Source organism: Symplocastrum torsivum (assembly GCF_059505465.1).
On the sequence record NZ_JCACKQ010000074.1, the window covers coordinates 1 to 21,738 of the forward strand.

General features: G+C 44.7%; 29 protein-coding genes. 18 read left to right on the top strand and 11 right to left on the bottom strand.

Annotation, left to right across the window (positions count from 1 at the left end):
- Nucleotides 1-224, top strand: a 224-nt coding sequence (locus tag AC5JL3_RS21135) for a hypothetical protein (RefSeq protein WP_496076349.1), incomplete at its 5' end; no start/stop codon positions are given.
- Nucleotides 225-447: 223 nt separating this feature from the next.
- Here AC5JL3_RS21135 and AC5JL3_RS21140 read toward each other — a convergent pair.
- The gene (locus tag AC5JL3_RS21140; protein WP_496076350.1) at nucleotides 448-1,068 is read right to left on the bottom strand and encodes a DNA N-6-adenine-methyltransferase; all 621 of its coding nucleotides are present in this window, start codon (nucleotides 1,066-1,068) and stop codon (nucleotides 448-450) included.
- Nucleotides 1,069-1,392: 324 nt separating this feature from the next.
- Nucleotides 1,393-2,193: a hypothetical protein gene (locus tag AC5JL3_RS21145; protein ID WP_496076351.1), complete on the bottom strand. Its 801-nt coding sequence runs from the start codon at nucleotides 2,191-2,193 to the stop codon at nucleotides 1,393-1,395.
- On the opposite strand from AC5JL3_RS21145, the gene AC5JL3_RS21150 reads away from it, so the two are divergent.
- Nucleotides 2,183-2,356: a hypothetical protein gene (locus AC5JL3_RS21150; RefSeq protein ID WP_496076352.1), complete on the top strand. Its 174-nt coding sequence runs from the start codon at nucleotides 2,183-2,185 to the stop codon at nucleotides 2,354-2,356. The genes AC5JL3_RS21145 and AC5JL3_RS21150 overlap by 11 nt on opposite strands.
- Before the next feature lie 62 nt (nucleotides 2,357-2,418).
- On the opposite strand, the gene parA is transcribed toward AC5JL3_RS21150, so the two are convergent.
- Entirely contained in the window at nucleotides 2,419-3,093 is a 675-nt protein-coding gene (gene parA, locus AC5JL3_RS21155; protein WP_496076353.1) for a ParA family partition ATPase, read from the bottom strand.
- A gap of 197 nt (nucleotides 3,094-3,290) precedes the next feature.
- Here parA and AC5JL3_RS21160 point away from each other — a divergent pair, with 197 nt between their 5' ends.
- The 3 genes from AC5JL3_RS21160 to AC5JL3_RS21170 all read left to right on the top strand — a co-directional run bounded on the left by AC5JL3_RS21160 (nucleotide 3,291) and on the right by AC5JL3_RS21170 (nucleotide 4,364).
- Entirely contained in the window at nucleotides 3,291-3,686 is a 396-nt protein-coding gene (locus AC5JL3_RS21160; protein ID WP_496076354.1) for a hypothetical protein, read from the top strand.
- A 70-nt stretch (nucleotides 3,687-3,756) separates the two neighbouring features.
- Nucleotides 3,757-4,131 carry a hypothetical protein gene (locus AC5JL3_RS21165; protein ID WP_496076355.1) on the top strand — a complete coding sequence of 125 codons (375 nt, stop codon included), beginning with the start codon at nucleotides 3,757-3,759 and terminating at the stop codon, nucleotides 4,129-4,131.
- Nucleotides 4,128-4,364 (top strand): hypothetical protein, encoded by a 237-nt coding sequence (locus AC5JL3_RS21170; protein WP_496076356.1) that lies wholly within the window; start codon nucleotides 4,128-4,130, stop codon nucleotides 4,362-4,364. Before AC5JL3_RS21165 ends, AC5JL3_RS21170 begins: the two co-directional genes overlap by 4 nt.
- 80 nt (nucleotides 4,365-4,444) lie before the next feature.
- Here AC5JL3_RS21170 and AC5JL3_RS21175 read toward each other — a convergent pair whose 3' ends face one another.
- The 6 genes from AC5JL3_RS21175 to AC5JL3_RS21200 form a co-directional block, all read right to left on the bottom strand.
- Complete coding sequence (locus AC5JL3_RS21175) at nucleotides 4,445-4,867, bottom strand: hypothetical protein (protein WP_496076357.1); 423 nt, start codon at nucleotides 4,865-4,867, stop codon at nucleotides 4,445-4,447.
- Between the two features lie 263 nt (nucleotides 4,868-5,130).
- Complete coding sequence (locus tag AC5JL3_RS21180) at nucleotides 5,131-6,240, bottom strand: DNA cytosine methyltransferase (RefSeq protein WP_496076358.1); 1,110 nt, start codon at nucleotides 6,238-6,240, stop codon at nucleotides 5,131-5,133.
- Nucleotides 6,241-6,541: 301 nt separating this feature from the next.
- The gene (locus tag AC5JL3_RS21185) at nucleotides 6,542-7,072 is read right to left on the bottom strand and encodes a DUF262 domain-containing protein (protein ID WP_496076359.1); all 531 of its coding nucleotides are present in this window, start codon (nucleotides 7,070-7,072) and stop codon (nucleotides 6,542-6,544) included.
- A 41-nt stretch (nucleotides 7,073-7,113) separates the two neighbouring features.
- Nucleotides 7,114-7,872: a polyamine aminopropyltransferase gene (locus AC5JL3_RS21190; protein ID WP_496076360.1), complete on the bottom strand. Its 759-nt coding sequence runs from the start codon at nucleotides 7,870-7,872 to the stop codon at nucleotides 7,114-7,116.
- Between the two features lie 27 nt (nucleotides 7,873-7,899).
- The gene (locus AC5JL3_RS21195) at nucleotides 7,900-9,042 is read right to left on the bottom strand and encodes a DUF8808 domain-containing protein (RefSeq protein WP_496076361.1); all 1,143 of its coding nucleotides are present in this window, start codon (nucleotides 9,040-9,042) and stop codon (nucleotides 7,900-7,902) included.
- Between the two features lie 31 nt (nucleotides 9,043-9,073).
- On the bottom strand, nucleotides 9,074-9,418 hold the full coding sequence (locus AC5JL3_RS21200) for a hypothetical protein (RefSeq protein WP_496076362.1): 345 nt from the start codon (nucleotides 9,416-9,418) through the stop codon (nucleotides 9,074-9,076).
- Here AC5JL3_RS21200 and AC5JL3_RS21205 point away from each other — a divergent pair.
- The 13 genes from AC5JL3_RS21205 to AC5JL3_RS21265 all read left to right on the top strand — a co-directional run bounded on the left by AC5JL3_RS21205 (nucleotide 9,399) and on the right by AC5JL3_RS21265 (nucleotide 18,139).
- Nucleotides 9,399-10,379, top strand: a complete 981-nt coding sequence (locus AC5JL3_RS21205) for an HNH endonuclease (protein ID WP_496076363.1) — start codon at nucleotides 9,399-9,401, stop codon at nucleotides 10,377-10,379. The two genes, AC5JL3_RS21200 and AC5JL3_RS21205, sit on opposite strands and share 20 nt — an antisense overlap.
- Nucleotides 10,380-10,389: 10 nt before the next feature.
- Nucleotides 10,390-10,824 (top strand): L5-gp82 domain-containing phage-derived protein, encoded by a 435-nt coding sequence (locus tag AC5JL3_RS21210; RefSeq protein WP_496076364.1) that lies wholly within the window; start codon nucleotides 10,390-10,392, stop codon nucleotides 10,822-10,824.
- A 30-nt stretch (nucleotides 10,825-10,854) separates the two neighbouring features.
- Nucleotides 10,855-11,211, top strand: coding sequence for a hypothetical protein (locus AC5JL3_RS21215; protein WP_496076365.1), 357 nt, complete (start codon nucleotides 10,855-10,857; stop codon nucleotides 11,209-11,211).
- A gap of 85 nt (nucleotides 11,212-11,296) precedes the next feature.
- Complete coding sequence (locus AC5JL3_RS21220; RefSeq protein ID WP_496076366.1) at nucleotides 11,297-11,455, top strand: hypothetical protein; 159 nt, start codon at nucleotides 11,297-11,299, stop codon at nucleotides 11,453-11,455.
- 64 nt (nucleotides 11,456-11,519) lie between these two features.
- Nucleotides 11,520-11,912, top strand: a complete 393-nt coding sequence (locus AC5JL3_RS21225) for a hypothetical protein (protein WP_496076367.1) — start codon at nucleotides 11,520-11,522, stop codon at nucleotides 11,910-11,912.
- A 13-nt stretch (nucleotides 11,913-11,925) separates the two neighbouring features.
- Nucleotides 11,926-12,222 (top strand): hypothetical protein, encoded by a 297-nt coding sequence (locus AC5JL3_RS21230; protein ID WP_496076368.1) that lies wholly within the window; start codon nucleotides 11,926-11,928, stop codon nucleotides 12,220-12,222.
- A gap of 31 nt (nucleotides 12,223-12,253) precedes the next feature.
- Nucleotides 12,254-12,781: a hypothetical protein gene (locus AC5JL3_RS21235; protein ID WP_496076369.1), complete on the top strand. Its 528-nt coding sequence runs from the start codon at nucleotides 12,254-12,256 to the stop codon at nucleotides 12,779-12,781.
- 48 nt (nucleotides 12,782-12,829) lie between these two features.
- Nucleotides 12,830-13,681: an AcrVA2 family anti-CRISPR protein gene (locus AC5JL3_RS21240; RefSeq protein WP_496076370.1), complete on the top strand. Its 852-nt coding sequence runs from the start codon at nucleotides 12,830-12,832 to the stop codon at nucleotides 13,679-13,681.
- Between the two features lie 326 nt (nucleotides 13,682-14,007).
- Nucleotides 14,008-14,682, top strand: a complete 675-nt coding sequence (locus AC5JL3_RS21245) for a tyrosine-type recombinase/integrase (RefSeq protein WP_496076371.1) — start codon at nucleotides 14,008-14,010, stop codon at nucleotides 14,680-14,682.
- 658 nt (nucleotides 14,683-15,340) lie between these two features.
- Nucleotides 15,341-15,622 carry a hypothetical protein gene (locus tag AC5JL3_RS21250; protein WP_496076372.1) on the top strand — a complete coding sequence of 94 codons (282 nt, stop codon included), beginning with the start codon at nucleotides 15,341-15,343 and terminating at the stop codon, nucleotides 15,620-15,622.
- 210 nt (nucleotides 15,623-15,832) lie between these two features.
- Nucleotides 15,833-16,447 carry a hypothetical protein gene (locus tag AC5JL3_RS21255; protein WP_496076373.1) on the top strand — a complete coding sequence of 205 codons (615 nt, stop codon included), beginning with the start codon at nucleotides 15,833-15,835 and terminating at the stop codon, nucleotides 16,445-16,447.
- A gap of 753 nt (nucleotides 16,448-17,200) precedes the next feature.
- Nucleotides 17,201-17,515 (top strand): KGK domain-containing protein, encoded by a 315-nt coding sequence (locus AC5JL3_RS21260; protein ID WP_496076374.1) that lies wholly within the window; start codon nucleotides 17,201-17,203, stop codon nucleotides 17,513-17,515.
- 270 nt (nucleotides 17,516-17,785) lie between these two features.
- The gene (locus AC5JL3_RS21265; RefSeq protein ID WP_496075639.1) at nucleotides 17,786-18,139 is read left to right on the top strand and encodes a hypothetical protein; all 354 of its coding nucleotides are present in this window, start codon (nucleotides 17,786-17,788) and stop codon (nucleotides 18,137-18,139) included.
- A 274-nt stretch (nucleotides 18,140-18,413) separates the two neighbouring features.
- On the opposite strand, the gene AC5JL3_RS21270 is transcribed toward AC5JL3_RS21265, so the two are convergent.
- Both AC5JL3_RS21270 and AC5JL3_RS21275 read right to left on the bottom strand, forming a co-directional pair.
- A complete protein-coding gene (locus AC5JL3_RS21270; RefSeq protein ID WP_496076375.1) occupies nucleotides 18,414-21,530 on the bottom strand; it encodes a two-partner secretion domain-containing protein in 3,117 nt (1,038 codons plus the stop codon).
- A gap of 34 nt (nucleotides 21,531-21,564) precedes the next feature.
- A complete protein-coding gene (locus AC5JL3_RS21275; protein ID WP_496076376.1) occupies nucleotides 21,565-21,720 on the bottom strand; it encodes a hypothetical protein in 156 nt (51 codons plus the stop codon).
- Between the last annotated feature and the right edge of the window lie 18 nt (nucleotides 21,721-21,738).

Here is a 21,738-nt window from a genome sequence, read left to right on the forward strand (position 1 = left end):
GCAATAAAGGTGATTTTCCGCCTACTCTTACCCTTCATTGGTGGATAGATGTAGAGCATTACCGCATTGATTATAGAGGAAGGGATTGGTACAGTTTCAATCCTTCAAATAAACCTCTACTTGAACAAATTCCTTATGTGGTGTTTCTACCAGGTGATTTCCCCCTCGTTTCTTATAAAGTTGAAAGAGTTGAAGAACTTCCGCCTTTGAATTTAAGAGGTTAAATAGGCTTAAACTTTAAGTGCAAGAAGAGTTAAAAACCCATGTAAGATTACTCTATATTTGGTAAAGAAGTGATTGATTTGTGAGATTTAACAAAAGTGAGTTTCATTGGCTTTAATGTAAAAGGAGAACTACCTTAAAAAAATTATTTCATCCGATGAGCAATATAAGATATTTCTGTAGTTATAACTTTGCTCCTAAGCTATAACTACAGGACGGTTCCTCTCAATCTCCCGAACAGACTCCAAACTTTTTGAATACCTCGCGAAATCTTGCCTGATTTTTGCCAAAGTAGGAAAGCAGTACACCAAACGTAGCTGAATTATCAGCATCTCCAAAGCGGTGATATCCTTCAGCAAAGCAGAGTGACTGTGCATTTTGGCGCAGTTGCTTATACCAATTAGTACGGGTATCGCTTTTGGTTAGAACAATAGCTTCGGTGACTCTGCCGCTATCAATCTCAGCTATCAGTTTCTTGATGAACTTTGATACTTCCGAGAACGGAGGATTAAGAAACACCCGTCCAGCCCAGTCATGCTTCAGAGCATCATCCTCAAGAGTTAGATGATTACTCGCTGGGACATTGGGATTATCTTTACTATTACTGGCAGGGTCTAAGTCAATCCCACCCATACTCTCCACTACGGCTTCCAAGAAGTACTTAGGGGTGTAATGCTCATCGGATTTGGCAGTGATGAACTTCTCATGTTTTCCTCTTGGAACCTTCTGTGCGATCGCGCCTTCTATCTTTAGCCGCTGTTCCGTAGTAAGGCTCAATTTATCCAGCGCAGATTTTACCTGCATCCAAAACACTTCCCGCTCAGGCTTACTTGGCTTTAGCGCCACACAGCCTAAATACTTTGCTGTCTCTTTTTTAAAACTACCTTCTAAATAGCTGTGCCTCAAATGGCATCTTAGGCTATTGGCTCTTTTCCCTTTGTACTCTCTCCAAGTGATAAACATACTCAAAAGAATGCGGTATACAAATACACCTATAATTTAGCTTTTTTTACTATTTTTAAGGGATATATATGCTAAAAAGAATGCGGTATACAAATATACCTCTATTCCAACAGACATTGGTTGCGATGTTGTGCGTACCGCCGAAGACTCGTTATCGCCAAATCTTGTCACATAATGAACCTTAGGCTGGAGCTATTCTTCACAAGCCTACAAGCTGCTCTTTGCATAACGTTTCAGTACCCGACCAAGCGCCTCATCTAACAAATCCAAATCGGCAGAGGGATAGACATCACAGTACTTACCTTTGATTTGTTCCTTGGCTGGGGGTTTCCCATGCCGTTCCTTGTATGCCTCAGCCGCCTCCATCTCAATGTGCAGCCGTTGGGAAGCTGTCACCTTCTTTTTCAAGGCTTTGATGCGCTCCGTCAGCATCCAGTTTTTGGATTCCGGTTCGGATTGAGGCGAACGCGCTGGTATGGAATCAGGTGGTGGAGAACTGTTTGATGCATCCTCCTGTGTAACCACTGTTTTATCTAGAGAGTGACGAGATGCTTGTTCTTTAGAAGAGGAGTCGGCAGTCGATTCAAAATAATCAATGAGAACCGGGATAACAGCCTCTCCCCAGGAAACTTGTGGACCCGACCAGTCATTTGTCTTCGATGTCGCTAACCGACTGAAGCCATATTCCTTCCCCGACTCGGTCAACTGCCAAATTCTTTTGCCATTATCTGGACGAACCTGAAAGCCCAACTCAACTAAAGCCTGGTTCACTTGTGCTGGTTTAATTTGATGCCCCAATAAAGATGTCAACCGTTGGGCAACCTCAGATACGCTCATACCAACTTCTGGTACGGGCGCACTCTTCCCTATCAGTTTTTTCGCGTCCTCGATGATGTCTGCGAGATCGGGGAATTTCTTGGCTAGTGCGTTGAACTTCCACTGCGCGATCGCACTCTTATCTAATCCGGCATCTGACAACCACGCGGAGAGTGTGTTGATGGACTCCATAGCAGCGGCCAGGGCATCAGGCGCTTTGATTCCATCATCCAGTTTAGAGTTTGAGCCATTACTCGACATGAAGAAGGAAAGTGAGAACTTACTAGATATGCTACGCACATACCGCTATGGCTGTCTACGACTCCCGCCGCCTCTCTCATCCCCACAACCATGAAGTTCTGAGTGTGATCTTAGCGATACTCACTGCGGTTCGAGAGCGATCGCCTCTCTTAATCTTTAAGAGTTATCTTGTTTCATTGATAGTATCTCTAGCACTTCCTCGGTCAAGCTCTCTATCTCGGCAATGGCTGCCTGGGCTTTGCTACCAAAATTATGAACGCTCTGACCGAATACAGCGGAGTGTCGGTAAATCTGCCGATGCTGTATTTGCGTCCTGGCAAGGAGAATGCCAAACTCTGGCAAAATTTCTAAACTTTCCTGCGTCAAAGTGGTTTTAGGCTGGCACTGGTTTAAGATCAGCCGGGAGTGTAAGGCATCATTCAAATCACCGACGTTCTGAATCACCTGCCGAATGCCAACCGCCGCCCACATATCGAGCGGTGAAGGAATCAGCGGCACAAGCGCTAGGTCTGCAATCAGCAAAGCGCTTTGCGGAATAGGGGAATCCGCTGCTGGCGGACAATCAATAATGATGTAGTTATAGTCGTCGATAAACTTTTTGACTTCCCGATGAACCTTTGTGCTGGCAGCACTCAACCCTACCACAGAAGCTGGGAACGGGGTTTCATCAAGAGCGGAAGCCGCCCAGCGTGTAGCTGTCCCTTGAGGATCGGCATCGACGACTAAGACTTTGTTAGAGCGCCGTGCCAGCGCACCAGCAAGCTGCATACTGACAGTCGTTTTCCCTGAACCGCCTTTTTGGTTGACAACAGCGATAATCTTAGCTGCCATAAGGTTAACTGTATTAATGATTAAAACTGTATTAACAGTTTGTACTGTTTATAGCTTTTATAGTGTTTAGCGAGTTCTTCTAATCGTTGCACAAAACTGAGTCGAGAAAAGGTCAGTGATGTGTATATGCCAGAAAAAATATATATACCATTAAAATAGTTGATACGCTTTTAACTCTTTCTAACCCTAGAGGAACCATGACGAAGAAGAGTATGAAATCGGCTCTCTCTAGTTCGCTAAAAGCTGAAGACGAAGCCGTGCGAAACCGTTTTGATAAAGCCGAAAGCCTATTGGAAGATAAAAGTAGTCAAGTGGCTGGCTCGGTAACGGAGAAACAGCAGCCGGGAAAAGACACACAGCCACCAACCTCAAGAGAGAAGGTGATTCGTGATAGTTTCACACTCCCAGGAAGAGATTACGAATTAATTGCAGCAATTCGGCAGCGATGTTTGAAGTCGGCTGTCAATGCAACAAAGAGCGAAGTGATTCGTGCAGGGCTGCACATTCTTGCGTCTTTGTCTGATGAAGAACTAGTGATGGTGATTAACCGCTTAGAAAAGGTGAAAACAGGACGACCAGCCGAAAAGATCTAAGCGAGAAGGGATAAACTATATATACTGTTATATCAGTATATAGAATTAGTATAATTTTAATGCCAGTATAATGAACAGACTGATAAACCTAATCCGTTCGTTCATCGGCTCAGCTTTCCCGACAAAGAAGCAACCACAGCCAACTATAGACAGCTATGGACAGAACACTTGTAGTCTGCCTGAAGAAGAAATTCAAGGCATTATGGAATGGCTCTTTCTGAGCCTAGTGAGTGCTGGATATTGGGGAAATGCTCATTTGCTTTGGTACAACGAGGCTGAAGACCCCGACTTAGAGCAAGCGCTTAAAGAAGCTATCAGGTTTAAAGAACCAACCTTTCTCTACCGTTGTGGCGATCGCACACTCCAGCCACCACAGGGTTACTATTGGCGAGTGATTGCCGAGCATCCATCGACCAGAATTTATCAGTTAGAGGTAGAAGAATGACTCAGCCGCCAATTCATGACCTCGGCATGAGTGATACGGAATATGCAGCTCTAGCAGCTAAGGGCTATGAGCCTGTACTAGAGCATCAGTTAATAATTATTGGTGAAGACCCATCGCTTGCGAGAAACTTAAGTAAGTTAGCGGGATTGGTACAAAACAAACCGCCTGAAACTGATGAAGAATGGGATGAGTTTCTGGAAGCTTGGGCTGAGCTTACAGGAGATAGACGCTAGTCAAATGGCTGTCCCCACCACTTCCAGCACTCCTTGTTGAATGGCGATCGCCACTTGAGTATGAGCGCCCGTTCTAGTTGCTAACGTGCCTTTCGCTCAACCGGAGCATCGAACCAGAAAGCAATGCTTACAGCCGGGGATAATTGATGCTGACGGTGCAAGGCGATGTATTTGTCGATGTAGCGCTTGGCATCGTGAGTACCCTTCCATCTGCTATCAGACTGACATGATTCGCCCGTGTAGAGCAGCAGTGACGGGTTAGTGCGGTCAATGACAAAGTACAAACAGGCTTGACCTTTATCAAAGGTGGGTTTTCTCCAAAACGACATCGGTTGCGCTATTAAGCGGAATGGGTCAATGGTGTCCGGCTCAACATGTGCCGGGGCAATACCCAAATCGGCTAACTCAAATAACGTTTTCTGTCTTGGCGGCTGGCTCTCCTTCACATGACGCTGGTAGTCAAATATTCGAGCCTTCCACTGTATGAGTGTGTCAGCATCCATTAGCAGTTGCTCTTGCCTGCCAACGGTTCTGAAGGGAGCGTTGTTGAATAAGTTCAGTTGCTCGTGTGTCAGAGGCGCTTTCCAAAAATCAACCCATCCATTTTTTCATACTGATTGTTCCTCTACGCTATTGAACCGGGAATATTAGCTATGGCGCTTTGAGAATTTTAATGAGTCGAACAAATTGATTGCGCTCCACCCCGCTCATCAAGGGCAAGGACGCGGTGCGAATCGGCTACGCTACGTCGAGCAGGCGTTGAAAGTTAGATACTTGTGAGCAACGCTTTCATTAGTAAAGGCGGCACACTATACCCCAGGATGCTGCCAGCAATACTGACCTCATCTGGTAAGTAGTACCAAGCTGGAAAAGATTGTAGTCGGGCGATCGCTTCAATTGTTATACCCTTAACTACGCCATCTGCGCCATCGGCTAACCAAACATCAATGAATCGGCTACGATTATTCCCGTTCTGGTCAGTAAATATCGAACGTTTAATTGTCCAACAAGTCTCGAATGGTTCCCGCACTTTGGGCGTACCCTCTCTAAATCCAGTTCGCTCTATCAGCAGTGCTTTAATAGAAGGCTGTAATGAGCGCTTTACTTCTAGTGCCTTTTGTTGGGAAGGTAGCAGAACTGACGCTGGCAATTCATCAATCAAATCTTCAATAGCTTCATACCAGCCCACTCGCTGCAACTTAGCTGGTAGTTTGGGTTGGGTGAACCGACTTGCCACAACAATGAAGCGTTTACGTGACTGTGGAACTCCATAATCAGCGGCATCTAGTATTACTGGTTTTACAAGATATCCTTCTTCTTTAAGAGTCTGATTAATCAAATACCAAGAGTCTGAATTCTGGTAGGCAGGGACATTCTCTAATGTGAAGCATTTGGGCTGAAGATGTCTGATAGCTTGTGCTGTAGCGATCGCCGCCTCAATATCTTCAGGTGACTCCTTACCCTTGTTGGCTAGGCTGAAATTCGAGCAGACTGGAGAAGCGTGAAGATAATCAGGGGCATAAGGAAAATCTGAAAATCCAGCCAAAGCCACCTCTTCGACAGTTTGATAAAGAACTTTGCCACCATAAGGCTTGAAATTTAGGTGATTGTTTTGAGCCAGTGCTTTTGATAACGTAGGCTTTTTCGGATCACACTCAACACACACAACGGGTCGGATGCCAGCGGCAATCATCCCGCACTCTACGCCTCCTCCACCTGCAAAAAGCACAACTCCTATCGGTGCCTCTTCAGGTAAAGTTGGGGCAGCTCCGAGGTACTTCAACACTCTCTGCCGTACTTTCCCATTGTTCCGATAGCTCTCAACAAGATATCGGTAAATCTTGCCTTTTACTTTGCGATGAATCAGAGAAGGCATTATGTAGTGATAACTCTAGTTTAAAGTTATCACTACATGGTCGTTTTTTTTGCTCAGGGCACTTCACCCATTTCGGAAAACACATTTCGGAAGTCTGCAAGTCCAGTACTTGTTCTGTAGTACTGACACGGGCAGTCTAACAGTATTCCAGATTCGGACGTTTGTGTAAGATGGTGGGCAGTGACAGGACAGTTGGCATCCTAGAAAACCGTCGTTTTTATGACACACCGATGTGGCGAATATGAACTGACTGGGACATCGCGTGTGATAAATGCATTCACGCAGTAGCCGGGAGAATTTGTTAGTAGCAAGGGTATGCCCTACCAATATTGAGTCGCTCGAAGGCAAGCTGCTTTAGGTACAGTGCTTCAGCAGAAGTAGATTCTATCGGCGCGATTATTACTATGTACGATATGGAGCGGCGATCAAGCGCTGTCCTAACTTTCCAAGGTAGTTCAGCATAGGTGCATCTGTTCAGTTCTGACCAGAGTTCAAGACCATTCAGCTTAAGTTGGTTCTTGTAGAAAGCCTGAATGGTACTAATTCTCTCGAGACCGTCTATCACCTCATAAGATTTGTGTTCCTGCTCATAGAAAACCATTGGTGGGACGGGAATGTTGGTAATAAACGACTCTATCAGCCGCGACTGTTGCACAGAATCCCAAAGAACCATTCTCTGGTGTAAAGGTGGTAAATTAACATACCCAGGCTTCTTTAAGGCTTCGACTAATTCTGGAAGCTTTATCCGGTTGAATTCGTTAAGTACTCTCCTTTCTCCGGACTCGTACAAAGCGTTGAGTTCAGCATCAGACGTGTTGGTGAAGTTGTTCAAAGGTCGGTTTCTCCCAGATTTCCTTTTTAGAGTAAGTCTTACTAGGCGATCGCATTATTTCCTGCCTTCATGCAGTAGCTTGGATAGTCAGGGTTATCAGACTCAATTAGTGGGATACCAATCGTCTCAATATATTCACGGTACTGTTCCAATGTAGGAGGTGGTTCATAACCTTGATGAGCGAGAAAGGTTATGAAGTCCAGCTCTTGCCCCCACAGAGCCACCTTATCTGCTCGAACATTAGCCTGAATTCGCTGACCATCAGGTCGGAGATTGTAGTCTCCTAACTTAGACCAGATATCCACCGTCAAATAATCAATGTGTTCATCGGGTTTCCACTCTAGAGCGTCAGCAAAGACAAACCTTGCCTTCTCCCAACCCGACCAAGATGCGGGACTAGCAATCTGGTGCAGCAGCTCGAATACTTCTGAGTCGCGTTCCACCACCGTTACCTGAGTCACCTCCTCCCGCGCCAGGATGTTGTAGAGCAGAGTGCCCATCCCCAGACCCATGACAACTGTGTGACCGTAGGCAGCTAAGGCATGATGAGACTGGCTCTCTAACTCCATCGGTGTGAGGCTCATCCAAAGGGTATTGCCTTTCTTGAGTCTATAGTTGTGCTTGGCAGGTTGTACCCCAGTGAAGTAGCCGTGAATCAATACGTTCTCGTCGAATCGGTCTAACGTCCACAAGCCATGCTTCCCCACCTTATACTCTGGAACCTTTAGCCAGGGATAGGGAGGTGAGTAAAGTTGCTGAAACGCCTGTAATAATAATGCTATCTCTGAATCTTCAATCATTTGCTCAAGTATGGTATTGCGCTCTTATCAAAACCTAGCTAGGTTGCGAGATTCAGCAACGATGTCAATCAAGTCAACAACAGCACTAGCAAGGTCAAGAGGAAAGGAAACAGTACTAGGAGAGACGGTCGAAAACCTAACCTCCACATCCTCTTGAAGTGCTACCAACAGTAAGTTAGAGCTGCTGTAGTGTCTATACGCTAACTCTAAATGAGGTTGAGCTTGCCTCAAATTTTCTAAAGAAGGAAGGCGATCGCGCTTAGTGTGTGAATTAAACTTCGGTTCAGCGGGAATGAGATTCCACAGTTCATTAATAGGATAAAGTGATACGGGCAAGAGGTGGTCTAAAGCGTACTCGATACCTTGAACGATTCGCTTTTCCGTCCAAGGACAAATAAATGCTCTGCCTTCCATGAGCAGCACATCAACGTGATTTCGCTCCCAAGTTAAAGGTCTGCGGTTGTCAGGTCTGTCGGTCAGCAATCGATATATTAGACCGCGATCTGCTCCTTGACCGTCTTCTTGCTCCACTGTTTCAGAGAACAAACACCATTCGTGAATGCAGAGGGCTTCAATCCAGAGAGACATTTTTTGAAAGGCTTGCCACAAGTCCGCTTGAATGATCAAACATTTGTCTTTTGGTTCAGTACCGGGAATTGTTACAACCGAATCGCCCAGTTCACTGTACTTCTTCGGTTTTTTAAACACTTTATTCCGTCCGGGACCAGCGTGACAAATGGGTCCGTTAACCATTGCTTTTTCAATTTTCTCCAGCACATCTTGATAAATACTCAGCAACTGGGGCGAGTACAAAGCCCGTCTCCTGGGTATCCGTAACTCATTGCTCAACAAGAAACCGTCAGAGGGTTCAGAGATTGTCTTAAGTTCTTGCTGCCACAGAGAACGCAACTCAGTTAACTCTAAGTGGAAAGCTATACTACCCCCGCCTCGTCGCTGGATGATGGGATTATTTGCATCTGCAAATGGCCAGTAATAGGCAACCCAAAACTGAGCTAGTACTTTCAAAGGAACTGCCACATCTTGCCCAAAGTTTCGGAGGTCAGGGAAATTGAGGGCTACATCATTGATGGCACGAAGCAAGGCAAATTTATAGCTTGTAACTTTTTTATCGTGCTTGAGAATCGTACTGATGATGGTATCTGGCTGCATGATAGAGAGATAGAGGAAGTGAGCGCAAAAGCTACTCTTCTATAATGTTTCCCTCTTTATCCCGTTTTACCCGTTCTACAATATTGCCCTCTTTGCCCTTCCTGATCTCAATGGTAGTGCCATCTCCCACCTGTTCAATTTCAATAATGTTTCCCCCCGCATCCTGCCTAATCTCTATTACCTTGACGTTAAAGCTTTCCCATTCCTGAACGGTAAAGCCTGCCTCCACCTCTTCTGGAAACCTTATCGCCATCTTCTGCCACGCTTCCTCTATGCTGTGGGCTTGGATATAGTACCCTTGCCTAGCTGTTAGGTCATCGTGACCGATACATTGGTGGGAATAGGGGTCGTTACGGGTGCAGCGGTATTCTTTCACGATTGGCTTTATGACTAGGGATTTGAGCTACTACTGTCGCAAGTTTGCCAAGCTAAATGTGAGCCGCTCCAGTGGGGTGGCTCCCAACAAGCCTATTCTGCTGCTATCGATCATCGAACTGATAAGCCAGGGACAGATACGGCAAAACCAGATTACCTTGTCGGCTGAACTAATTGCCACTTTCCTAAACCTGTGGAGCAACTTGGAACCAGTCCGCCAACCTAATATTGGTCTGCCTTTCTTCCATCTGAGGGGAGACGGGTTTTGGTATCATTACCCCAAGCCAGGATTTGAGTTGCTGATTAATTCTCATGTGAAAATCAGGACAGTAAGCGCTCTCCAGCAGACGGTTGAGTATGCCTACCTTGACCAAGAGCTGTTCGAGCTACTTTGGAATCCTGACTCAAGAGCTACTTTGACTGGCATCCTCATCAGCACCTGGTTCTCTGACAAAACTCAGCAGATTGAGCAGCTCCTTCAAGTGGATGCGTTTCAGGAGATACAGGAGCGGTTGCGATCGCAGGGAGGTAAGGTCTACCAGCCTGAAGAACTGGAGGATGAGCAGACTTCAATCGTTAGAGATGCAGCGTTTCGTAAGATTGTTATTTCAGTCTACGAGTACCGCTGCGCCCTATGCGGCTTGCAAATTCTCAATTCTCTGGGTCAGAACATCGTAGATGGGGCACACATCAAACCGTTTTCTCAGTTCTACGATGATCGGATTAATAACGGTCTGTCACTGTGCAAAAACCATCACTGGGCTTTTGACCGCTTCTGGTTTACGCTCAATGACAATTACACCATTGTCGTTGCCGATGATTTGAGAGAGGATTCTCCACATGCTACACCTATCAGGGCGTTTCAGAATCAATCCATTATTCTGCCTGCTCATGAGCAGTATTATCCAAGGCAGGACACTTTAGAGTGGCATCGCCAAGCTTTCTTTGAGAGAGTAGCGTAGAGATTCAGCTATGGCTTACCGCTACCCTTTTAGTACGATTCACCCATCTGACCATTATGGTCAGTGTGTAGCGGTTTACTTCAACCTGCACTACAAGGTTTTCTCTATCAAAGAAAGCAAAAATGGCAACCTTCTCAGCCACGCTGGAGCTTGTATCCTTACCGATGCTGTTTTTGATGTTAACCCCAAAGGGCGGGAACGCTCAATTCGAGAATGTCGCAGAAGGGTTCATGCCTACGCTATTGGGGTTCTAAAGTATCTAAGCTGGGATTTGCTTTCTCCTGTCCAAGTCGAATCCTTACTTGAAACTGGGTGGCAGCGGATTACTTATGACTTGCGCCCCGACCACCCAGGGTTTTATTTCAAAGACTGTGCAACCTATACGCCAGTTAAAGAGACAAAATTTGTACTTTTAAGTAGCAAAACGACTTTTGTTTTGATTTAATTAACTGACTCTGGAGGGATGGCGATAAACATGAAAAATGCAACCCTAAGACGTAGTGGCAAAAAAATGTTCACTATCCGAATAGAACATCATGTCGGGATTGATAAAATAGCAACAGTACTGGGTGCAGAGTTTTTTGATATTCCCAAAAGTGAAGAAGATCAAGAGTATGAAGATGAATTAGAAGACATTGAAAAACAGATAATTGAATTAAATAACGTTTCGAGAAAACAACTAAAACAAAAGGTTAGGGAGATTTTAGAACGGCGAGGAAGCGACTATTTTATCGGAGCATGGGATTATATCAAGGAAAATGATAGTAAAAGGCTTTGGAAGGCTTGTGTTGAAAGGGCGGAAGAGTTATTTCCAGAGTTGATAGTTGAATAAGGCTACAAAGTTATTTTAGACTGTTTTCAGCCTTTCGAGAGTTTATTGAGTAGGGATTTCCATCCCTGAATAAAGATTAACAATCATGGCTCAAAGAAAGAAACAGCAGATAGAAGAGGAAAGGCAAGCTGTTATATCTCAAGCAGTTGCTCAGTTTTTTGGAGGGGTTACGAAGCAAGAAGCCCAAGAGGCTTTTAAAACTCTCGCTATGTGCAGATTCTCGAAGCAGAAAATCCACGAATAAAAATATGGATAGCGATGGCTAAAGCAGCCATTGAAGAGATGGAGAATCGATAGGATATACAAAAATGGATAAACAATCATTCATTCATCACTTACGTCTCATTCTCGACCCTTATGACACATTACAACACCTAGAGTGTGATGGATTGACTCGCATTCTTCATAAAATTTTATCAGACAACGAAATTGAACATACTGTTTACACTGGGGAAGTTATCCATAAAGGTAACGCTGAAACTATCCCCATCCATTTCTGGATTGATATAGAAGATTTAAGGATTGATTATCGCGCTAGGATGTGGCTTGGGGAGACACCTGACATTCCGCACGGCATCTTTCATCCTGCTAACTATCCAAAAATTTATTATCAAGGAAATTCTATTAAATTAGCTCTATTACCTGACGTATTATTTCAGATATTAACTTGTCCCTTCCCCACTATCAATGAAAATGTTTAGATGTCAAGAGTTCATGACCCCAGAGCAGCAAGGAATTGCTGAAGAATTCCAGAATGCAATTGAGTCTGAATATGCCCTCTGCGTTAGAGAAATTGTAAAAATAAACCAGGCAATCGCGAACAATGGAGTACACGAGAATAATAAGTGGAGCGGTACCGACTGTGCCAATCTACAAATTCATTCTATTAAGGTTTACTGGGACGACAGGTTGGATTGTCTCATCAATTTTCTTGCGAAACAAGACTACAAACTTCATGAAGAACTCGCGATAAAATATCTTAAAGGGATAAGAATATTGTTCAATTCATGAAGTATTTCTATAGTAAGGATATATCTTCAAAGTGAAGGATTTAACAACCGAAGAACAACGGCTTTTCCATCTCAAGCAATATCTTCAAGACCGAGCCGACCTAATAAGAAAAATTTATTCAAAGCCAGATTCTAAGTATGCAGGGTTTGAAGAGCTGGTCTTAGAGTGTGGCACTGTAATGGAAGCCAAACCTTTGCCTACAACCTTAAAACGAGGATTACCCAAGAGTTGCTACTGGAATAGCCAGCAGTTAGCGTTTAAAAGGAAAAGCCTAACTTATGTTGAAGGGTATGCGCTTGCAGAAGACGTACCAATGGCTGTAGCTCATGCATGGCTGCTTACACCAGAAGGTCATGCAATTGACCCTACGTGGGAAACTCCAAGTATCTGTTATCTTGGGGTTCCGTTTTCAACTGAGTGGGTTAAATCAGTTCTAAAAGCACGGAAAAAAAGAGGTAGGGGCGACGACCTTAGTATCTTTGAGTGCAACTACTTAGAAGAATACTCACTCTTGAAACAAGGACTACCCACTGATGCTTACTTCAAATCTCCAGGGTAGGTAACGCTAACCAGTTAAGGTATAAAAACCAGTTAATTCATTACAAATATGAATAAAAAACCCAAAGGTTGGTATAAAGAAATTGTTCTTCGCCCTGTTATGTCTGTGGATGGCTACGAAAGTTATGAAAAACTCTGTAGTCTTGTTGCTGATGCTTATTATTCTTCTAAAGAAAGCGAACTGCAATATAATTTAATTGCCAAGCCGAAAGAGTCAATATATATTACTCTTTATACTCTTTTTCAAGTGGCGCAAGCAAAGTGTCCTGCTTATTGGGTGGCAAAAGACTTGCTTGAAGCATTACAACAATCAATCTTAAATGTTGAGATTGATAATTTAAATTGGGCAATAAAAACGGGATTATTTATGTTGCCCAAAAATCTAATACTTTCCCCAGAGAAGCGTAGCGTGAAGGCAATTTTTTGGCATTACGATACGGAAAAAGATATTCTTTTTTGGGCAGCAACTGATGGAGATAGTTTCTTCTGCCGCAGATTTCAAGTTAGTGAAAATTTAAGAAAGTTTACATATACTGATTCTGAAGATATAACCCCCCAGGTAGTTTCAGGATTTAACGAATATTTACAATCAATTTTCTTGCGGTTGATTTTGATTATGGAATGTCGTCCTGAACTAGTAGACGAACCTATAAAACAACAAAAAGTAACGGTTAATCAAGGATTTGGTAAAGCACAGGCTGTAGATATTTACCAACCATTATGGATTGGTAAAGAGTATCGACTTAAACGTGAGGATATCAATAAAAGCGACGGCAGCAGCAAAAAAGGTGGTACTAAAAGTCCTCACTGGCGCAGGGGCTTTTTACGCAATCAACCCTATGGAGAAGGCAGACAGCAGCGAAAGTTAATATGGATTGAACCAATTTTGGTGATGGGTTAAGAGTAACAATATGGATGATTTAGAAAAAAGGCTTTTGCTCTAGCAGAAGCATCCCATCAACACCAAAAGTACAGTTACAAACCTTATACTAAACACTTAAATGATGTCGTAAATGTTTTAAAGAGTTTTGGTATTAATGACCCTTACCTATTAGCAGCAGCTTGGCTGCATGATGCTGTTCACCCAACCGTGGGCAAATACAGAGATATCTCCAAAAGCGTTGTTTTTGGGACGTTTACTACACAAACGCCTTAGATAACTCATTAAGAAAACCAACTCATTCTCTGGGAAAATGCCTAAGAGTATGTCGGCTTCCAGAGATTGAAGTGAAAAATGACAGGCACGGCAAGGCAAAAATCCTTACACAAGCTGAGATACAGCTTCTCTTTAGCCAAGGATTTCAGTTGGATCGCGATCGCGCTTTATTTGGGATTTGCCTATTTTCTGCCTGCCGTATTCGGGAAGCCTGCACTTTAAGAGCAGCCGATGCCTACGATGCTGCCGGGAGAGTCCTGCCCAGGCTCACGATCAGAAAGGGGAACACGAAAGGTAAACTTGCCACCCGCAGCATCCCGATTATCTCAGACCTCCGGGTACTCCTTACCAACTACCATCCTCCATCAGGTCAACCTTATTTGTTTCCTGGTCGCTTTGGCGAACATTTCCAGCCTGATTCAGCCGACAAAGCTCTGAGAAAAGCCTGTAAGCTTGTCGGGTTGATTGGCATCAGCACTCACTCGTTCCGGCGCACGGCTCTCACCCAGATGTCAGACAACCGTGTCCCACTACGAGTCATCCAAGAAGTTTCTGGACATCGCAACCTCGAACAACTCCAGACCTATATTGAGGTACGTGATGAACAGGTTTTGGGCGCGGTTACAGGTCTATCCATGCTCTCCCCTCTCCCCCAATCCGAAAAATATGAGTTTCCCGAACTCAACCAACCTCAAGACTCCGCACAGCCTGATGGGGTTACTCAAGAAGCTGGAGAGCAGGGGTAAAAGCCGCGATCGCATCCTGGGGAACGTGGCTATATTCTAGAGTGGTTTGTTATATCCGTTATATATTTCCGTTGCGGTTACTTTGAATCCTTGTCATCTAGCACTTCAAAAGCGATCGCTATACCTCAAGGCGATCGTCCCGCGCTAGTTCCCAACTGCTGACTCTCCTACCCTTTGCATCTTCAGTGCTTCCTGTTAGTCTTAGCGAAAAAGAGAAGTGACACGCTTGTAGTCAGTAAATGTCAATTATCTTGACCTGAATGCTGAGCCTCAACAAGTAGATACAGGACTTTCTCAATAAACTTCCCTAGCCAATAGCGATCACGTGAAGTCTGTAACCCTTGACTAAAAAGCAACTGAATTTCAGAGCCAGCAAAGGCACAAGCAACAACACAAAGGCGATTGAAAGAGTTTGCCGTAACTTCATACTTGGCGTTACTTTTATTCCTTTAGAAGAATTACCTTAAGTAGTAAATGGTTGAAAGGTAACGCCCTGTGCTGTTTTGGTTGCCTTGACGCTTCTCAATGACGAGTACAAAATTTTACTTATTGAAGGTGTTTCGACATGATTCATAGGCATTTAGACAGGGTTTTTCGACGCTTATCTATTGCGAGTCTTATATTCCTGATACTGGTTACGCTAGCGAGCGCAATCTTTATGTATCTAGTTTCTCCTTTGAGAGAAGATCCTACCTTCCAGCGTCCTCATGCTGCTTATTCAGCTACGACGGTTGAGTGGTTAAGCGGTGTGAATGACGATGTTTGGGCGAATGCAGCCGTTATCCTTGCTGGTCTGCTTGCGCTCAATTCCATGCTGGTTCTCTGGACGCTTCAAAGAGTAAGGCAAATAGGACGGTTAATAATACTTGGCTTGTGCATGTGGTTTGTACTGTGGTACGTGTACACCTGGTACCTCATAGGGCTGGTGGTGGTTGATTAAGTTCAGTAAGCCGATCGCATTCTTTCTCGGAGTCGAGCTATCAGCATTGAATCACCTGCTGTTAGATGGCTTGTTGATCCCCCTACCAAGTGGTGTAAAGGCACGGCTGAAGGGTGATTGAAGAGTTTGCCGTAACTTCATATTTAGCGTTACTTTTATTCCTTTAGAAGAATTACCTTAAGTAAATAAATGAGTAAAGGGTAACGCACTATGCTTTCTCAGTTAGTTCGACGCCTCTCGATTACAAGTACAAAATTCTACCTGTTTCTAGCGGGAGCCAGTGCAATCTTTGTATATTTCCTTTCTCCGACGAGAGAGTCAGTCTACCAGCTTATAGGTGCCAATTTAGGGCTAAGGCTTTGGTGGTTAGATGATCTGCCGATGGTGCCTGAGGAACATAAGATGCTGGCGGCTTTCATTCTTGTAGGTCTGCTTGCTATCTCGATTATGAGTACCAAACTCCTTGGGCTTCTAACGGGAGCGAGTATAGTCTTTGTGTATCTCGTTTCACCGACCAGAGATCCAGCCTACAAGCCTATGGGAGGCTGGAGCGGTTCGCAACTCTGGTGGCTACAGGATATGCGTGAGGGGCATTGGATGCTAGGAGCTTCTATTCTTGCAACTTTGCTTGCTATCAATCTCACGTTAAATCTCTGGCAGTGGTGCGGAATACAAACTGACACAATGGCTAATCTGCACGGAGAAAATACACTATTGAGCTATTTTCTAGTTGGTATGATGCATTTTGTGGCTGGGATTGTGATCTGGGTGTCACTATCCTATGTGTTTGTGTTTTACCTACTAATGCAGTGGTTAGTTGATTAAGTGCGATAAGCACTCCACTGGGGAAAGGCGATCGCGTTCTTTCTCGGAGTCGAGTTAAGCGCATTGAATTAGCTGCTACTGGATGGATTACTCATACCCCTACCAGCTAGCCTCAAAGCAAAACTCAAAGGCAACTAAATAGTTTACGGTAACTTTCAATAACTTTAGGTTATTAAATCAATGGAAATTAATATTTGTTTTTATATTTCTAACAACATAGGTTGGTGTATGCAAGCACTTCTGAACATTAGCTACGCCTTGAATAAATGCTTCAAACTTCCGAAAGAACTCATTTACCTCAGGTTGTTGGCTCCACTCAAGGAATTAAGGCTGATTCTGTTAAATCTTCAGCCGTAACCCTCGTTATCAACCAGTTATTGGTGCAACCTCATACTTCCTCTTCCTTGGTTCAAACAATCGGTAAATATAGTTCATCTCATATTAATTCGTGTTTGAAGAAGTTAAGAAAAGCAGGTCTTATCGGGGCAGAGTGGGACTCTAGGAAAGTTTGCCTGGTTTATTACAACATCAAATTAAAGGATGCTGACACTCCTACGAGATGGGATTAAGTAAAAACTGAAGGGTAACAGAGGCTGTTTGCTCCAATCCCTATTTCCTCAAACTTCCCTCTCTCCAAAAAAAAATCCTTCCTGACCTGACAGGCTCAACGCGATCGCACTCATCTCAATTACATTTTCCAGGTTTTGAGGCTTACTAGAGGAAGCAAACAAACTTACCTAACTGGATTTTGTCATGAGTGAGTTTTATCTAGATCCTGATGATGTTATATCAATGAAACAACAGGAAAGCTTGGTTGGAAACAACGCGACGTTTAAAATAGACCAATTAGAAAAAAGATTCAGGGATATGATGGGGGGCACTAACCCTACCACACAGGGCTGGATGAGAGATGGAGTGGAATGCGAATTCTTAAGCGCATCTACAGGAAAAGGCTGGCAGAAAGGAAAGATTCGTGTCCGTTTCGAGTTTGTCCCTGATGAGCCAGAACCAAGTCCAGATGCAAATTTTCTTGATGATTTAAGAAAGGATATTACCACTGAACAGTAGTGACCTAGCAAGTACAAGGCGATCGCACTTGCCCTAAGAGAGCGGCTACCAATCAATAAAGATTCGTACATTGTGTACAAACTTAGTCAGCACCTTACCTCACCAGTGGGGGATTTTACTTTGCCGCAATGTGACGCAAAAGACGATACTTCCGAATCGTTGGAAAGTCAGCATCTCGCTATGAACGGCTGAGCGCAATCACTACCAACTACTTCGGACGCTTGAGTGCCCAGTTAACTTCCCGTCCTGAACGTTCAGTACACTTGGTATATGATTACATGCATTGTTTGGGCTGACTTGGGATTAAAGAATACAGGTGATGAGAGGAATGAACCTGTACGTTTCAATCTAGCCATTTTTAACCATGATATTGGAGTGCAAGTTGGCAATAAGTTAACCCTGCTTAATCTATCTAAGCTTGATTATCTTCCAACAAATGAAATAGAAATAGAAGTCAAGGAGCGTCGGCAAATTCTAAAGCTTGATTCTGAGCAAGATAGCTTTGAACTATACATAGAGGTCGGAATACAACAAGATTTTCAAGAGATTCGGAAGACGATAAAAAAATTGAATCCAGGGAAATACGAAAACATTGATATAGGCGTATCTCTGTACGATTACTAGCGCGATCGCATTTGCCCTTACAGAGCCGCTACCAATCATCTAATTTAGGTTAGACATAGAATTCCTAGTTCTGTATAACCCTCATTTCAGCAAACCCCTATCAAAAAATTTCATCCAGACCTACCGCGATCGCATTTAGTAAAGCGTTTGCTCGAAGGCGCATTAACGAAAACTCCTCTAGTAAATAGTGATCACTTCCCCTTCGCTTTTTGGGTCTGATCTCTTTTCACAACGGACTTGGCTAGACGGACTTGCTATTACATACATAGGAAGTTTACGACCTATCGCAATTAACTGGCTGTCCCCAGCGATTGGAGGGGGTCACATTAGTCGCACTTGCCGTGAGGATGACCTGACCCGTAGGAGCCATTTCCCATCCAGTGGCTTCGATGAGTGGGGGATGGTGTGCTGAGTGTCGGGTGTCAAGCCTGTCCTCTGAGTGTTGCTGGCTACCCTCTGTTCCCGGATTGGTCTGTTGATCAACTGTCAACCTGCGTCGGTCAAGCCATTCGGCATCATCGTCTAATTGTTGTTCCGGATTGGGAGGTAAGCCACCCCGACCTGTGACAACGAATGAGTTGCCTTCATTGGCAGGACAGCCTTGAGCGATCGCATCCGTTGCATCGACTACCTCTGTAGGTAATTCGGCTAGTCCCCTTGCTGGGTCAATCCCTGGCGTGATGAACTCTACTGTGCCACGAAACTCCTCACTTACTCCCGTAGCGGTGATGTCGCTTAAAGGGGTCAGTTGCTCTCTAAACTCAATGCCAAAGATGCCCGAAGCTCTCACGATTACGTTCCCACCACGGAAATCCTGAGAATTGGCAGTGATGTTGCTATCTTCCGAAGGGACGGCAACCAAGTTGTCTGTATTGATGTCGATGTTGCCACCGGGAATGTTGCTTCCTCTGGCGTTGGTTGAGATGTTACTGCCATTTCGCAAGAGTATCAGGGGCGATCGCAAGTTAATATTGCCCCCACCACCTGAAGTATCGGCGTTGATTCTGCCTTGATTGTTGAGATAGATTTGATTGGCTTCCACGAACAAGTTACCTGCGGTTCCTGTTCCGCGACTCTGCACGGTTACTAATGCCCCATCTTGCACTAGCAAGGTATTCGTTTCAATCCTCAAATCCCTCGCATCCCCTGTTGAGTTTGGATCTGTAGAAGCAAACAAGCCACTGGGAAACCGACCATCAGCGCTTGTACCAATGATTTGCACATCTTGGGCATTAACCTCCAAATCACCTGCCTTGCCCGCACCCCTTGTATCAGTAATTACTCTTGCCCCATCTCGCACAAGCAAGGTATTAGTTTTTATCGTCAAATCACCCGCATCGCCTGTTAAGTTTGACAGTGCAGATGTATACAAGAGACTGGGAATCCGACCATCAGCGCTTGTACCAATGATTTGCACATCTTGGGCATCAACGCTCAAATCACCCCCCTTGCCTGCACCAACTGTACCAGCACCTACCTGTGCCCCATCTCGCACTAGCAAGGTATTAGTTTTAATCGTCAAATCACCCGCATTCCCTGTTGAGTTTGGCGCTGCGGAAGCAACCAAGGCACTGGCAGTTTGACCATTAGCGCTTGTACCAATGATTTGCACATCTTGGGCATCAACACTCAAAAAACCTGCGTTACCCGCACCAAATGTAGCAGTAAGTACCTGTGCCCCATCTCGTACTAGCAAGGTATTAGTTCTGATTGTAAGATCACCCGCCTTGCCCGCACCAAATGTGTAAGTACCCATTGTTACCCTACCTCGTACTAGCAAAGTATTAGTTTTAATTGTCAAATTCCCCGCATCCCCTGTCGAGCCTGACGCTGCAGAAGTAAGCACGCTACTGCTGTAAAACTGACCATCGATTTGCACCTCCTGGGCATCAATCCTCAAAGAACCTGCGTTACCCGCACCAAATGTGTAAGTACCCATTGCCCCATCTCGCACTAGCAAGGTATTAGTTTTAATCGTCAAATCACCCGCATTCCCTGTTGAGTTTTCGTCTGTCGAAGCAGCCAAGGCACTGAAAAAACGACCATCAGCGCTTGTACCAATGATTTGCACATCTTGGGCATCAACACTCAAAGAACCTGCGTTACCCGCACCAAATGTAGTAGTACTCACCTGTGCCCCATCTCGCACAAGCAAGGTATTAGTTTTAATCGTCAAATCACCCGCATTCCCTGTTGAGTTTTCGTCTGTCGAAGCAGCCAAGGCACTGAAAAAACGACCATCAGCGCTTGTACCAATGATTTGCACATCTTGGGCATCAACACTCAAAGAACCCCCCTTGCCCGCACCCGATGTAACAGTATATATCCGTGCTCCACCCTCAAGCTGCAAGGTGCTAGCACTGATATTGACATCGCCTCCCTGTCCATTTGCTTGTCGTTGTGCCTGATTAACAATCGCACTATAGTTAAGGTTTATGGCTCCAGTAGCATTAACCGCAATATTTCCCGCCTGACTATTATTAGAACCCAGTCCTCTCTCTATGCCTGCCACTAGGCCACTATCTCCCGTCATCTCTAAATTCCGGGCATTAAGGGCGATACTACCACCATCACTAGCAATTACATTGACTTGCGCCCCATTGCTCAGGAAAATATCGCTTCTTGCTACACTATCGGGAAAACTCAAACTTAGATCATTACCATCACCATTCAACCCGACTGTTCCCGCACTAGATAACCCACCTAATTCCAATTGTCCACCAAGAGCATTCAACCCTCCACCATCCAGGCTGATGTTGCCACCGACTAGCAGCAAACTCCGACCATTTGGCACACGTAGACCAAATGTATCATCTCCAGCCAGAGTCGTTCCGGCTGGCGCAGTTGAGTTATTTTGAATCGGGGATGCCGCAAGTTGATTGAACAGCAAAGCCGAAGGATTGATTGTCAGTAAGGAGGAGGGGACTTCGGGATTCGAGGCACTGAAAAATCCAACATTGCCAAACCCTAGAGCATTGGCTGTTGTGGCGACAAAGGAACCGCCGATATTCAAACTGGCATTTTGACCAAAGATAATTCCATTCGGATTGAGCAAAAACAGGTTTGCCGTACCGTTGGCTCGAATTAATCCATCAATATTAGAAATCGACCCACCTGTGACTCGCGTCAGGATGTTCTGCACATCTGCCGCATTGTTGAAGAAGGCAGAGCCTCCGGTGGGTATGGAAAAGTCGCTGAAACTGTGGAACAGATTGCCACCCCGCGTTGCACCTCCGTCAATCTGAAAATTGGGATTGCCCGTAACTTGCGATCGCTCCCCGATCGGCAATGTTGTATCTCCAACCACTTGTGCGGCACTCATGTCAGGGCTGAAGAGTGCAATTAAGACACTGCTAGCCTTGAACCATTTTTCTAGATAACACCCTTTCATCTCAAGGAACCCCTGCGGAAGTAGCTAGACTCTATCATTTGACAGATGAATAAATCTTCCCTAGCGCTTTTTCGAGAATCTCCCTTTCAAAAAACTCGGCATCCAGACAAAACCTGCCAAGTTTAAACGTGATCGCACTTGCCCCAGCCGAGCCGCCACTAAACTCCTGAATAGGGAGAACAAATTTCAACTTAGTACACCTTCACTC